Origin of the sequence: Kosakonia sp. N21, assembly GCF_050587465.1 — a bacterium.
Lineage (GTDB): Bacteria > Pseudomonadota > Gammaproteobacteria > Enterobacterales > Enterobacteriaceae.
Genome location: NZ_JBOBHR010000004.1, coordinates 491,704 through 504,149, shown reverse-complemented (window position 1 = coordinate 504,149; position 12,446 = coordinate 491,704). Strand labels below are relative to the sequence as shown.

Here is a 12,446-nt window from a genome sequence, read left to right as displayed (position 1 = left end):
CCCCGTAGGGAGCTTAAGCGATGGTGCGATTACAGCGCAATGCGGATCACATCATCCGGCTCGGTGGCTTCTTTTTCACGGCTGGAGGCCTGTTTCACACTGACAAACAGGGTTTTTCCGTCCGCTGAGAGCGCCAGACTATTAGGGTGAGTCGGCGTGTCGAAGGTTTTGACGACCTTGTAGGTTTTGCCGTCGATAACGCTGACTTTCCCGGCTTCGCGGTGGGTCACGTAGACTTCGTTACGTGCCGGGTTAAACAGCACTGCCAGTGATTCCGGCGCAGCCACTTTCTCCAGCACCTTGCCGTTGCGGGTGTCCACCACCAGCACTTCCGCTGCTTTGGAATCGGTCACAAAGGCACGGTGCCCTGCGGTATCGAGGCTCAGGTTCAGATAGAAGTGCTCTTTGCCATCATCTTGCAGTTTTTTACGATCGATAATGCTGTTTTTGCCGGTATCGACGGTGATCAGTTCGCCATCGCCGTTGGTGGTATAGAGACGTTTCGCCGCCGCGTCGACCGCCAGCCCGGTGCTGTAGGTCCCGGTCTGCGTAATGGTGGTTTTCAGTTTCAGCGTGTCGCCATCCACGACCCAGATGGCACTCTCTTTCCCGACCCCGGTGATATACACCGTGTTGGTGGTTTCATCGACCGCCAGTTCACGCGGGCTGAGCGGTTTTACGGTTTCTGAACGCTTACGAGCGTCGAGCACGACGCGCCCTTTCACTTCGCCGGTTTTGGCGTCAACGGCTGTCACAGAACCGTTGGTGGTATTGCCGAACCACAGGGTTTGCGTGCGGGTGTTGATCGTCGCGCCAAACGGTTTCAGATCGCTGTGAATGGATTGTGTGATCGCCAGCGTCGCCGGATCAAGGCGGTACACCACCCCGCCTTTATCCGTTTTGCGGCTTTGCGCGGTTGCCAGCCAGAGTGCATTTTCCTGCTGGCTGAAAGCCATTTCATAAGCGCCTTTACCGACCGCTTTGCGCAGCATCTCTTCGGCTGCCTGTGTAGTGAATGACGCCGCCAGCAGCAGTGAGCCGAGGACCAGAGAATTCCGCAGGCGCGGCGAGCATAAATGACGTAAAGACATGACGACTCCCTTTGATTAACAAGATTGTTATTTTTCACACGCTTCCCGTGCGCGATGCCGAAGCCTCGCTTATCGTTATAAGTGAGAATAGTAATCATTAATGACAGTAATGTGGAGCGATAAATTGTCAGTAAGCCGCGTTGCTGCACTCGCAATTAACGTAATGTGCGCTTAATGTTTTCAAATAATTTACATACGATTTAACATATTGCCGTATGTTCCATTTGGTTCGTTTTATAACCCGGTTCCGCCATGAATATAATTTCCGCCACCAGGCTCACTTTGCCGGTCTTGCTGCTCCCGGCTGTGGTGCCCGCTTCGGCTTTTGCCGATGAGCAAACCCTGATTGTCAGCGCCACACCCCACACCGTTTCTGAGCTGGATACACCCGCCGCTGTGAGCGTTGTTCAGGGAGATGACATCCGCCAGGCCACGCCCCGGGTCAATTTGTCTGAGTCGCTGGGCAGCGTCCCCGGTTTGCAGGTGCAGAACCGCCAGAACTATGCGCAGGATCTGCAATTGTCGATTCGCGGGTTTGGTTCACGCTCAACCTATGGCGTGCGCGGTATCCGCCTGTATGTTGACGGCATCCCCGCCACCATGCCGGATGGCCAGGGGCAGACATCGAATATTGACCTCAACAGCGTGGAAAGTATTGATGTGCTGCGCGGTCCGTTCTCTGCCCTTTACGGTAACGCTTCTGGCGGGGTGATGAATGTCACCACGCAAACCGGGCATGAACCGACGACGATTGAAGCCAGCAGTTATTACGGTAGCGACGCCAGCTGGCGCTATGGGTTGAAAGCCACCGGCGCGATGGGTGATGGCACCCATGCCGGGGATGTGGATTACACCGTCTCCAGCACCCGTTTTGTTACGAACGGTTATCGCGACCGTAGCGGTGCGCGTAAAAATCTGGCGAATGCCAAACTGGGCGTACGCCTTGATGATGCCAGCAAACTGAGCCTGATTTTTAACAGCGTGGATATCAACGCCAACGATGCGGGAGGCTTAACCCAATCCGAGTGGCGGAATAATCCGCGCCAGTCTCCCCGCGCCGAACAGTACGACACGCGCAAAACCATTAAACAAACCCAGGCGGGTTTACGCTATGAGCGCCAGCTCAGCACACAGGATGACCTGAGCGTGATGATGTATGCCGGAGAGCGTGAAACCACGCAATATCAGTCGATTCCCCGGGCGCCACAGCTGAATGCGCAGCATGCCGGCGGCGTGATCGACCTGACGCGTCACTATCAGGGCATTGATACACGCTGGACGCATCGCGGTGAGCTGGGCGTCCCGGTGACGTTTACCGGTGGGCTGAATTACGAAACCATGACCGAACAGCGCAAAGGCTATGAAAACTTTGTGATGAGTGGCACGACGCCTGTCTACGGGCGTGAAGGCAATCTGCGCCGCGACGAGCGCAATCTGATGTGGAACGTTGATCCCTATCTGCAAACCGGCTGGCAGTTAACTGAAAAGCTGTCGTTAGAAGCCGGTGTACGGTACAGCTCCGTGTGGTTTGACTCCAACGATCACTACATTACCGCGCAGAACGGCGATGACAGCGGCGAGGCGAATTACCATAAATGGCTCCCGGCAGGGTCGCTGAAATATGCCGTTACCGATGCCTGGAATGTGTATGTCGCCGCCGGACGTGGGTTTGAAACACCGACCATTAATGAACTCTCCTACCGTTCCGATGGCCAAAGCGGACTGAACTTTGCGCTGAAACCCTCGACCAACGATACGGTAGAAATCGGCAGTAAAACCCGTATCGGAAACGGTTTACTGACGGCTTCGCTGTTCCGTACCGATACGGATAACGAGATCGTCACCGATACCAGCAGCGGAGGTCGCACGACCTATAAAAACGCCGGGAAAACCCGTCGCCAGGGCGCTGAGCTGTCGCTGGATCAGCAGTTTGCCGGAAACTGGCGGGCAAAAGTGGCGTGGACCTATCTGGATGCCACCTACCGTAGCGAGGTGTGCAACGACGCCGACTGTAACGGTCATCGTATGCCGGGTATCGCCCGGAATATGGGCTTTGCATCGCTGGGGTGGATCCCGGATCAAGGCTGGTACGCCGGTGCGGACGTACGGTATATGAGCGATATAATGGCGGATGATGAAAACACCGCCAAAGCGCCGTCTTATACCGTGGCGGGCGTGAATACCGGCTACAAATTTAGCTATGGCAACTGGATGATGGATATCTTCGGGCGTATCGACAACCTGTTTGACCGCGAATATGTCGGTTCGGTGATCGTTAACGAGTCGAACGGACGTTATTACGAACCGGCTCCAGGCCGCAATTACGGTGTTGGCTTGTCAGTGGCTTATCAGTTCGAGTAATGCGGGAATCGGGTCACCCGTCGATGGGCGGGTGATCTCTTAACGCTTACACTGCCCTCTTAAATCAACGAGTGCTACAAACGTATCCTTCCCCGCTTTTCGTTCTCCTTGCCGGGCGCGCCAGCGGATAAAAACACATCTCTTGCTATCATTTGTTATGCCGCTTCGGCATTCATTCTGGTCTGAAGATGACGTTTTCGTCGCCTGATTAACGTCAGGATGGCGTTCGTCGTCAACACACCTCCGCAGTCCCGTCATCGTTGCACAGCAAAGCGTCACATTAAGCAAGCCAATTTAGAAAAGGGGTTGTTATGAACGTGTCAAAATGTCTTTGTGTTGCGTTGTCTTTTTATACAAGTACATCTCTGGCGTGGAATTATCAGGGACATCAAATCATTGGTGAAATCGCTGATACGTTAATTGCAGGTTCGAATGCTGAGCGACACGTCCGCGATATACTGGGCGATGGCGTGACGTTAAAAACCGTCTCCGTGTGGGCCGATTGCGTGAAATCGGTGAGGCGAAACGACAACAACGGTAGCTTTTACTATCAGGAAGATGGCAAATATGCCGAGTGCGATATTTTTAAAGATCGCACCCCACTGGTGGATTATGTAAAGCGCAATTGGGATCAATGCACCGCCGGGAAAACGGTTAAAAACTGCCATGGATATTACCATTTCACCGATGTTGCTATCCAACGGGACGCCTATCAGCAAGGTGAGTATGGCACCTCAGATTATGATGTGGTGCAGGCCATCAACGCCGCAATCCGCGTGTTACAGGGTGGCGCAGCCCCTGCACCGTTTAACATTGCGGATAAAAAAGAGGCGCTGCAACTGCTGGTGCATTTCGTGGGGGATGAAACACAGCCGCTGCACGTTGCGGCCATTTATCTTAATGACCAGGGGCAACCCATAGACCCCGATCATAACGACCATACGCAAGGCACGGATACACGCGGAGGCAACGATCTGATCGATAGCAATACCTCGCTTCACGCCCTGTGGGATATGCCGCCGAAACGCTACACGGAAAAAGAGGGATGGAAAGCGTTACTGCCCGGTGCGACCGCTATCTCCGCGCCCGCGGGCGATCTCTCCGACTGGCCTGCACAGTGGGCCAGCGATACGCTCGTTAACGGCCGTACCGCGTTCCGGAACGTTGTGTTCGGTAAGAAAACGGGGGGGAGTTGGCCGGTAGGTCATCAGCCCGATTACACCGCACAGCGGGAAGCACTTCAGGCAACGCAGCTTGAGAAAGGTGGCGCTCATCTGGCCTGGCTTCTGAAAGCCCTCTGGCCAGATAACTGATACACGGTTATTTTGCCTGTCAGCAAAAATGAAAAGCCCGGCAGCATGGCGTCCGGGCTTTACTTTACTGACTTATCACGTGTTTAGAAGGTCGTCCAGCCCTCTTCGCTGGCGGCGGTTTCACGGGGTTCCGTTTTTGCTTTCAGGTTCGGCTTGATCGTCGGTTTCCCTGTGGAAACGGGTTTCGCGCCGCCCTGCTCAAGGCGGAACGTGGCGACCAACTCTTCCAGCAAGCGCGCCTGCTCTTCCAGCGAACCTGCGGCGGATGAGGATTCGCTGACCAGCGACGCGTTCTGTTGCGTGGTGCTGTCCAGTTCGCCGACTGCGCGGGCAATCTGTTCGATACCGCGGCTTTGTTCTTCGGAGGCGGAAGAGATTTCACCCATAATGTCATTCACCCGGGTCACGGACTGCACTACCTGATCCATGGTTTCCCCGGCTTTCGCCACCAGTTCGCTGCCGATGTTAATACGGGAGACGGATTCGCTAATCAGCTGTTCGATATCTTTCGCCGCCTGCGAACTGCGCTGAGAGAGGCTGCGTACTTCGCTGGCCACCACCGCAAATCCACGGCCTTGTTCACCTGCACGGGCCGCTTCCACCGCGGCGTTCAGGGCCAGAATGTTGGTCTGGAAAGCAATGCTGTTAATCACCGCAGTAATATCGGCAATTTTGTTCGAGCTGCTGTGAATATCGCCCATGGTATTCACCACTTCACGCATCACGCTGCCGCCTTCGCTGGCGGTTTTCGACGCCTGTGCCGCCAGGCTGCTGGCGTTACGGGCGTTATCGGCGTTGTTTTTCACCGTGGCGGTCAGTTCTTCCATGCTGGCGGCGGTTTCCACCACGGCGGCAGCCTGCTGCTCAGTACGGGAAGAGAGATCGGTGTTGCCTTCGGCGATTTCCGTTGCCGCGCGCGACACCTGACTTACGCTGTTGCGCACTTCATGGATCATGTCGCGCAGGGTGTCGTTCATCCGCCCCATGGCACCGGTTAATTGCCCCAGCTCATCTTTGCTCTGCGCCTGAATATGTGAACTGAGGTCGCCGCTGGCAATACGTTCCGCCAGCGCCAGGTTACGGTCAATCGGACGGGTGATTTGACGGATAACCCACCAGGAGACGATCACGCCAATCAGAATCGCAATCACACCGATGATCGCCGCAATGGTGCTGGACGTGTACGCCAGCTCATCGTTATGGGCTTTAACCAGCGTAATGATCTGCTTGAGCGAAGCGCTGCTGTTGTCACCGCCAACTTTGACTTTATCTTCCGCCACTTTCAGCGCCTGCCAGGCGGTAAAGTAGTTCACGCTCAGATCGCGGTATTTCACCGTGTCATCCCACAGGGATTGCAGCGGTGACTTCAGGTCGGCCGGCAATTGACTCGCCAGCGCCTGTACGCTTTTCTGCGTCTGGTTAAAACGTGCATCCAGCGCGTCGCGGGACTCTTTGCTCGGGCTATAACGCACCACCAGTGCCGCATCGCGTACGGTACTGATGGCGAACAGCTGTTCGTAAACCTGCGTCATCAGGCTGGTATCGGCAAGCGGAGTATGGATAAGCGCGGTGTAACGTGCAGAGAGATCGCTTGCAGTGAGTTTGTCCAGCGCGTCGCGCACCGTGCGGAGGTCGCCAGTGGCTTTCTGCATCTCGCCAATGCTGCTCTGGAATGTATTAAGGTGGCCCGCCACATCGTTGATGATCTGCCTTTCAGACGCAGACCAGGACATTGCGTCTGCGCTGGCGGTTAACTCGGAAGCGTGGCGGACATAGTTCGACATTACCTCTCCCGATTTATCATCACCATAAAAGTATTTCAGGCGGTTTATCTTCGCCTGAAATACTTCAATGTTGATGTTATACATCAGGTTTGTTTTTTCGTAGACGTCGCGTATTTCTTTAAAGCGCAACACACTGAGGATGGTGGCGATGGCAACCAGAAATAACACCAGACCAAACCCCACTGACAGCTTTCTGCTGATTTTTATATTGCTCAACCGTTGGCTAAATGACATTCCGGACTCCTTGCTAAACACCAAATGTTAGCGCCTAACTGCGCCAACATTTGTTATCGGCACGATATGCAAGGATTTCAGCCTTAAGCTGGTCTTATCAGTGAAAAACGTGACGCAGATGCTCCCCTTACGCAAATTTTCACCGGGGAGCATGTATATTTGGCTTTAAATCATTGGTTTTATCAATTATCACTCAGCGATGAAACTGTTTGTTGATAATGGTTGCGCCCTCATCTATGGCTCGCCATAGCGCGCGCTCGCTGGCAAAACCGTCCCCCTCTTCGAGGGCGGCAAGCAGGTCACTGTAATCATGCCCGCGTGATAAATCAGCCGAAGACGGATAAAGATAATTAAAGCAGGGACCAATACGGACCCATAATTGTTCAATAAGCGCGGTTAATGTTGGCATTCCCGCTTGTTGATAAACACTAAAGCGAAATGCGCGGTTGGCCTGTAGCGTCTGTTCGGTGTTGCCACTTTTTAACGCTTCATGAAAGGAGTCCGCCAGAATACGCAACTCCCTTATTTTATCTTTGGTCATATTCTGGCTGGCGGAACGCGCGGCCATCCCTTCCAGGTTTTTCCGTATCAAATTGATTTCGTTGTAACGCTCAAGGGTGACTTCCGGAACAAGGAACGCCTGGGCGGGAGTCGCATGCAATGCACCTGCGGAGACCAGCCGCAACAATGCTTCGCGCACCGGTGTAATACTGGTGCCAAGTTGATCTGCTATTTCTTTCGTAATGAGACGTGCGCCAGGTTTAAGGGCGCCAATAATAAGCGCACCTTTCAGACTGGCTTCGACTTGCATAGTGAGGCTGGTCCGCTGCGCTTTTTCCAAATCAAGCATGTTTGCATCCTGTATAAATTCTTATCTATTATCAGCCTGGTAGCGTGTCCGTGATCTTTTCGCAAAGAATATATTATATAAACACATGCCTGGTATTGGATTGTCGCTTAAAAGTAGAACAAATGTTATTTATTATGCACAACCACCAGGAACCGCCTTCACAAGGTCATCAGTTCCTTATGCTTGTATAATTAAAGACGTTTTTTAAAATTTTGCACAATTTATGATGGCGGTTTTTTACCGCCATCGTTTGCTTAGCTTTCTGCGCCTATTTTGACCACCGCTTTGCCAAAGTTTTTCCCTTCCAGCAGGCCGAAGAAGGCGTCCGGCGCGTGCTCCAGCCCTTCAGTCAGATGTTCGCGATAATGGATTTTTCCTTCACTCACCCACTGCCCCATTTCTTGCTGAAATTCGTTAAGGCGGTGACCATAATCCTGGTTAATAATAAACCCTTGCAACCGAATTCTTTTTTTCAGCAGCGTGGCCATTAATAACGGAATACGATCGGGCCCGGCGGGAAGTTCGGTTGAGTTATAACCACTCACCAGCCCACAAAGCGGAATTCTCGCCGCGGTATTTAATAACGGCAGCACGGCATCGAATACTTTTCCACCGACGTTTTCAAAATAAATATCGATGCCTTGCGGGCAGGCGGTTTTAAGTTGTTCGGCAAAATCGGGCGCATGGTGATCGAGACAGCGATCAAAACCCAGCACATCCACAGCGTGGCGACATTTTTCACTGCCCCCGGCAACACCCACTACACGGCAACCTTTCAGTTTACCGATTTGGCCAACGGTCGCGCCGACCGGTCCGGTAGCGGCAGCAACGACCAGCGTTTCTCCGGCTTTCGGTTGACCAATATCCAGCAGTCCCATATAGGCGGTAAAACCCGGCATACCGAGCACACCCAGTGCCCACGAAGGGTGCTGCGGGTTTGCCCCCAGGTTCACCAACCCTTCACCACCGGAAATGTCATAGTCCTGCCAGCCGCTGTAGCCCAACACCCAGTCCCCTTCGGCAAAGTCCGGGTGCAGCGACGACACCACCCGGCTTACCGTGCCGCCGCACATCACTTCATTTATTTGTACCGGCGGTGTGTAGGAAGGCGTATCGCTCATGCGCCCGCGCATATAAGGATCTAAGGACAAGTAAACCGTACGCAGCAACACCTGGCCTTCGCCAGGGGTAGCAATGCTGTCTTCTTCCAGACGGAAATTGTCCGCGTTCGGCGCGCCGTGCGGGCGTGACGCCAGCACCCAGCGGCGGTTACGGTGAGATTGTTGATTCATTCTGCACTCCTCTGCTTGTCAGACTAACTATTGATACTAGTCGCTGACAGCGCGAAGTGCGTTTCCATTACGAGCTGGAATGGTTAAGTCGCACAACCAGATAATGGCACGGCGCATCACTTTCGTTGATGAACCGGCAATCATTTGGCGGCCCCAGCTCCAGACAATCCCCGGCTTTCATTTCGTGGCGCGTATCCCCTTCCTGAAAAACCAGCTCGCCTTCCTGTAACCAGATCAACTGGCGCGCCAGCGCATACGATGACGCTGGCATCGGGATGTTGCTGCCCGCAGGCAGTTCAATGTGCACGAGATCGATAGGCAGATCGCTTCTTGGCGAGACGTGGCGGCGCAGATAGTGGCTTTGCGGATCCCGCCAGACCGGTTGATCGGCATAGCGCAGCAGTTTCCCTTCCTGCATTTCTGCACGTGCAATCAGCGTCGACATGCTGATGCCAAACGCACCGGAAAGCCGCGCCAACAGCGCCGCCGTTGGGCTGCTTTCTGCACGCTCGATTTTGTGGATCATCGCCCTGGATACCCCGGCGCGCTCCGCCAGTTCACTGAGCGACCAGCCGCGGGATTCGCGTTCGACACGAATTCGTGCACTGATCCGTTGATTTATGTTGTCTGAGATAGTATTCATATCGTAATACTATAGTGTACAAAGAAGAGGTTCAACCATGACTATTCGTTATGCTGGCAAAGAGGACTGCGCTGCAATCGCCGGGATTTATAACCACGCCGTGGTCAATACGGCGGCGATCTGGAATGACCAGACCGTCGATGTCGAAAACCGTATCGCCTGGTTTGAAGCGCGTGCGCTGCTCGGCTACCCGGTGCTGGTTAGCGAAGAGAACGGTGTGATTACCGGTTACGCATCATTTGGCGACTGGCGCGCCTTCGACGGGTTTCGCTACACCGTTGAACACTCGGTCTATGTTCATCCGGAGCATCAGGGCAAAGGCCTGGGTCTGGCATTAATGGAACGGTTAATCGAAGAAGCCAAACGCCTCGGTAAACATGTGATGGTGGCGGGCATTGAGGCACAAAACCACAGCTCCATTCATCTGCACAGTAAACTGGGTTTTGTCACTACCGGGCAAATGCCGCAGGTCGGCACCAAGTTTGGCCGCTGGCTGGATCTGACGTTTATGCAGTTGCAACTGGATAACCGCACCGACCCGGATGCGCTCCCATGAATCAGACACTGACGCTCACCTTTTTGATTGCAGCTGGTATTGGCCTGGTGGTGCAAAACACCTTGATGGTGCGCATCACGCAGTCAGCGTCGACGATCCTTATCGCCATGCTGCTGAATTCGCTGGTGGGCATTGTGCTGTTTGTCAGTATCCTGCTGATTAAACATGGCCTTTCCGGTTTTCAGGAACTCTATGCCAGCGTGAAATGGTGGACGTTAATTCCGGGTCTGCTGGGGTCGTTTTTTGTTTTTGCCAGTATCAGCGGCTATCAGTATGTCGGCGCAGCCACCACCATTGCAGTGTTAGTGGCGAGCCAGCTTATTGGCGGGCTGGTGATGGATGTTGTCAGAAGTCAGGGGATCCCCGTGCGGGCGCTAATCGGCCCGGTGTGTGGCGCTGTACTGCTGGTGATTGGCGCCTGGCTGGTTGCCAGACGCCAGTTCTGATCACAGGATCGCGCCACCTTTGGTCAGCTGTTCCCGTCGCGCGTCCATATCTTCTTTATGCTGGCGACCATGGTGAGCAATGGCCTGGCGCAGACGCTGTTGCTGAGCATAACGTTCTTCACGACTCAGCGCGGCGTCATCGCTTAATTCAATCAACAGTTCGTTCATGACGGCAATAACACTCTGCTCAATGGCCGCATCAACGCGGGCAACAACCTCGTCCAGGTGTGACATACCCTCTCCTTTAATTCAGTTTTGCTTTCGAAAAATCACTGCCCATCAGGCTCACGCTGTAACCGGTCACGTTACTGCGGGTGGCATAGAACGTTTTACCGTTCGCCAGCGCGATCCACGGCGCTTGCTGGTAGAAAATCTCCTGCGCCTGACTGTACAGTTTGGCGCGCGACGCCGGATCGGCCACCACCTTCGCTTTCTGTACGAGATCATCATACCCTTTGTCGCACCAGCGCGCGGCATTGGAACCAGTTTTTATGCTATTGCAACCGAGCAGTACATCAGCAAAGTTATCCGGATCGCCGTTGTCCGACATCCAGCCAAACAGCGCCGTGTCGTGTTCGCCTTTGCGCATCCCCGAAAGGTATTCGCCCCACTCGTAAGAGACAATTTTCGCTTTCACACCCACTTTCGCCCAGTCCGCCTGGATCATCTCCGCAATACGGCGCGAGTTCGGGTTGTACGGACGCTGTACCGGCATTGACCACAGCGTGGTTTCAAAGCCCTTATCCAGGCCGGCCTGTTTGAGCAGCGCTTTGGCTTTTTCCGGATCGTAGGCGTAGTCCTTCAGCTCTTTATTAAAGCCGAGCATATTGGGCGGCAAAGGCGACTTCGCCACGCTGCCGGAACCCAGGAAGACGGCGTTCACAATCGCTTGCTTGTCGGTTGCGTAGTTCAGCGCCTGGCGCACCAGCACATTATCGAACGGTTTTTTCTCTGTATTGAACGCCAGATACCCGACATTCAGCGCATCGACCGTGTGCAGGGTCAGGTCTTTGTTATTTTTGATTTGATCAAACTGCACTGGCGAAGGTGCGGGAATAATCTGGCACTCGTTGGTTTGCAGCTTCGCCAGCCGCGTCTGTACATCCGGCGTAATGGCGAAGATCAGGTGTTTGGTTGGCACCGGGCCATCCCAGTAATTCGGGTTGGCGATATAACGGATTTGCGCATCGGCTTTATATTGTTGCAATGCATACGGGCCGGTGCCAATAGGCCAGGTATCGACGTTTTCCGGCGTGCCTTTTTTCAGCATCGCATCGGCGTACTCCGCAGAGAGAATGGAGGCAAAATCCATCCCCCAATCCGCAAGAAACGCGGCATTCGGTTCATTGAGCACAAACTGTACGTGGTAGTCGTCGATTTTTTTCACTTCTTTGATCAGCTTATCAAGGCCGACATCGGTGAAGTATTCGTAATTACCATGCGAAACATTATGATAAGGATGTTGCGCATCTTTTTGACGCAGGACGGAGAAAATCACGTCGTCGGCATTAAAATCACGCGTAGGTTTGAAGTATTTGTTGCTGTTGAATTTCACGCCCTGACGCAGCGTAAACGTCCAGGTTTTGCCATCGTCGGAGACTTTCCACGCGGTGGCCAGCGACGGAATCGGCGTATTTTTTACCGGATCGAAGTTAACCAGACGGTTGTAGAGCACCTGCGAGCTGGCAACAAACGTCGGGCCGGAGCTGGCAATCTGTGGGTTAAAGGACTCTGGCGACGCTTCAGAGCAGTAGATGAGGGTATCATTTGCCGCTGCCCATGCAGCGCTTGCCGGTAACAGTGTGCTCAGCGCGAGCGCGAGCAGCGTTTTCCCTGTAGACATGATCAGGAACCTTCTTTTTTATATGGAGCCGTA

11 protein-coding genes are annotated in these 12,446 nt (G+C 53.9%); 4 read left to right on the top strand and 7 right to left on the bottom strand.

Going from position 1 to position 12,446, the window contains the following annotated elements; genetic code table 11:
- Positions 1 to 29 precede the first annotated feature (29 nt).
- Positions 30 to 1,091, bottom strand: coding sequence for a 7-bladed beta-propeller protein YncE (gene yncE / locus ACQ3G7_RS12590; protein ID WP_430890043.1), 1,062 nt, complete (start codon positions 1,089 to 1,091; stop codon positions 30 to 32).
- A gap of 252 nt (positions 1,092 to 1,343) precedes the next feature.
- On the opposite strand from yncE, the gene pqqU reads away from it, so the two are divergent.
- The gene (gene pqqU, locus ACQ3G7_RS12585; RefSeq protein WP_430890042.1) at positions 1,344 to 3,452 is read left to right on the top strand and encodes a TonB-dependent receptor PqqU; all 2,109 of its coding nucleotides are present in this window, start codon (positions 1,344 to 1,346) and stop codon (positions 3,450 to 3,452) included.
- A gap of 311 nt (positions 3,453 to 3,763) precedes the next feature.
- Complete coding sequence (locus tag ACQ3G7_RS12580) at positions 3,764 to 4,765, top strand: S1/P1 nuclease (RefSeq protein WP_430890041.1); 1,002 nt, start codon at positions 3,764 to 3,766, stop codon at positions 4,763 to 4,765.
- A gap of 83 nt (positions 4,766 to 4,848) precedes the next feature.
- Here the strand turns inward: ACQ3G7_RS12580 and ACQ3G7_RS12575 are convergent, their stop codons facing one another.
- From ACQ3G7_RS12575 to ACQ3G7_RS12560, 4 genes are all read right to left on the bottom strand, one after another.
- A complete protein-coding gene (locus ACQ3G7_RS12575) occupies positions 4,849 to 6,783 on the bottom strand; it encodes a methyl-accepting chemotaxis protein (RefSeq protein ID WP_430890040.1) in 1,935 nt (644 codons plus the stop codon).
- 193 nt (positions 6,784 to 6,976) lie between these two features.
- On the bottom strand, positions 6,977 to 7,633 hold the full coding sequence (locus ACQ3G7_RS12570; protein ID WP_263100800.1) for a GntR family transcriptional regulator: 657 nt from the start codon (positions 7,631 to 7,633) through the stop codon (positions 6,977 to 6,979).
- A gap of 254 nt (positions 7,634 to 7,887) precedes the next feature.
- Positions 7,888 to 8,925, bottom strand: coding sequence for an NADPH-dependent curcumin/dihydrocurcumin reductase (curA, locus tag ACQ3G7_RS12565; RefSeq protein WP_430890039.1), 1,038 nt, complete (start codon positions 8,923 to 8,925; stop codon positions 7,888 to 7,890).
- A gap of 67 nt (positions 8,926 to 8,992) precedes the next feature.
- On the bottom strand, positions 8,993 to 9,568 hold the full coding sequence (locus ACQ3G7_RS12560) for a helix-turn-helix domain-containing protein (RefSeq protein WP_263100798.1): 576 nt from the start codon (positions 9,566 to 9,568) through the stop codon (positions 8,993 to 8,995).
- Between the two features lie 37 nt (positions 9,569 to 9,605).
- Between ACQ3G7_RS12560 and ACQ3G7_RS12555 the strand changes: the two genes are divergently transcribed.
- Together ACQ3G7_RS12555 and ACQ3G7_RS12550 are read left to right on the top strand one after the other, a co-directional pair.
- Positions 9,606 to 10,124, top strand: a complete 519-nt coding sequence (locus tag ACQ3G7_RS12555; RefSeq protein ID WP_430890038.1) for a GNAT family N-acetyltransferase — start codon at positions 9,606 to 9,608, stop codon at positions 10,122 to 10,124.
- On the top strand, positions 10,121 to 10,570 hold the full coding sequence (locus ACQ3G7_RS12550; RefSeq protein WP_430890037.1) for a DMT family transporter: 450 nt from the start codon (positions 10,121 to 10,123) through the stop codon (positions 10,568 to 10,570). The genes ACQ3G7_RS12555 and ACQ3G7_RS12550 overlap by 4 nt, the downstream gene beginning before the upstream one ends.
- On the opposite strand, the gene ACQ3G7_RS12545 is transcribed toward ACQ3G7_RS12550, so the two are convergent.
- Together ACQ3G7_RS12545 and ACQ3G7_RS12540 are read right to left on the bottom strand one after the other, a co-directional pair.
- Complete coding sequence (locus ACQ3G7_RS12545; RefSeq protein WP_430890036.1) at positions 10,571 to 10,804, bottom strand: YdcY family protein; 234 nt, start codon at positions 10,802 to 10,804, stop codon at positions 10,571 to 10,573.
- 10 nt (positions 10,805 to 10,814) lie between these two features.
- On the bottom strand, positions 10,815 to 12,413 hold the full coding sequence (locus ACQ3G7_RS12540) for an ABC transporter substrate-binding protein (RefSeq protein ID WP_430890035.1): 1,599 nt from the start codon (positions 12,411 to 12,413) through the stop codon (positions 10,815 to 10,817).
- Positions 12,414 to 12,446 lie beyond the last annotated feature (33 nt).

Excerpts from the sequence above, each read along its gene's own strand:
- yncE (WP_430890043.1), bottom strand. The coding sequence starts at position 1,091 with ATGTCTTTACGTCATTTATGCTCGCCGCGCCTGCGGAATTCTCTGGTC.
- pqqU (WP_430890042.1), top strand. The coding sequence starts at position 1,344 with ATGAATATAATTTCCGCCACCAGGCTCACTTTGCCGGTCTTGCTGCTC.
- ACQ3G7_RS12580 (WP_430890041.1), top strand. The coding sequence starts at position 3,764 with ATGAACGTGTCAAAATGTCTTTGTGTTGCGTTGTCTTTTTATACAAGT.
- ACQ3G7_RS12575 (WP_430890040.1), bottom strand. The coding sequence starts at position 6,783 with ATGTCATTTAGCCAACGGTTGAGCAATATAAAAATCAGCAGAAAGCTG.
- ACQ3G7_RS12570 (WP_263100800.1), bottom strand. The coding sequence starts at position 7,633 with ATGCTTGATTTGGAAAAAGCGCAGCGGACCAGCCTCACTATGCAAGTC.
- curA (WP_430890039.1), bottom strand. The coding sequence starts at position 8,925 with ATGAATCAACAATCTCACCGTAACCGCCGCTGGGTGCTGGCGTCACGC.
- ACQ3G7_RS12560 (WP_263100798.1), bottom strand. The coding sequence starts at position 9,568 with ATGAATACTATCTCAGACAACATAAATCAACGGATCAGTGCACGAATT.
- ACQ3G7_RS12555 (WP_430890038.1), top strand. The coding sequence starts at position 9,606 with ATGACTATTCGTTATGCTGGCAAAGAGGACTGCGCTGCAATCGCCGGG.
- ACQ3G7_RS12550 (WP_430890037.1), top strand. The coding sequence starts at position 10,121 with ATGAATCAGACACTGACGCTCACCTTTTTGATTGCAGCTGGTATTGGC.
- ACQ3G7_RS12545 (WP_430890036.1), bottom strand. The coding sequence starts at position 10,804 with ATGTCACACCTGGACGAGGTTGTTGCCCGCGTTGATGCGGCCATTGAG.
- ACQ3G7_RS12540 (WP_430890035.1), bottom strand. The coding sequence starts at position 12,413 with ATGTCTACAGGGAAAACGCTGCTCGCGCTCGCGCTGAGCACACTGTTA.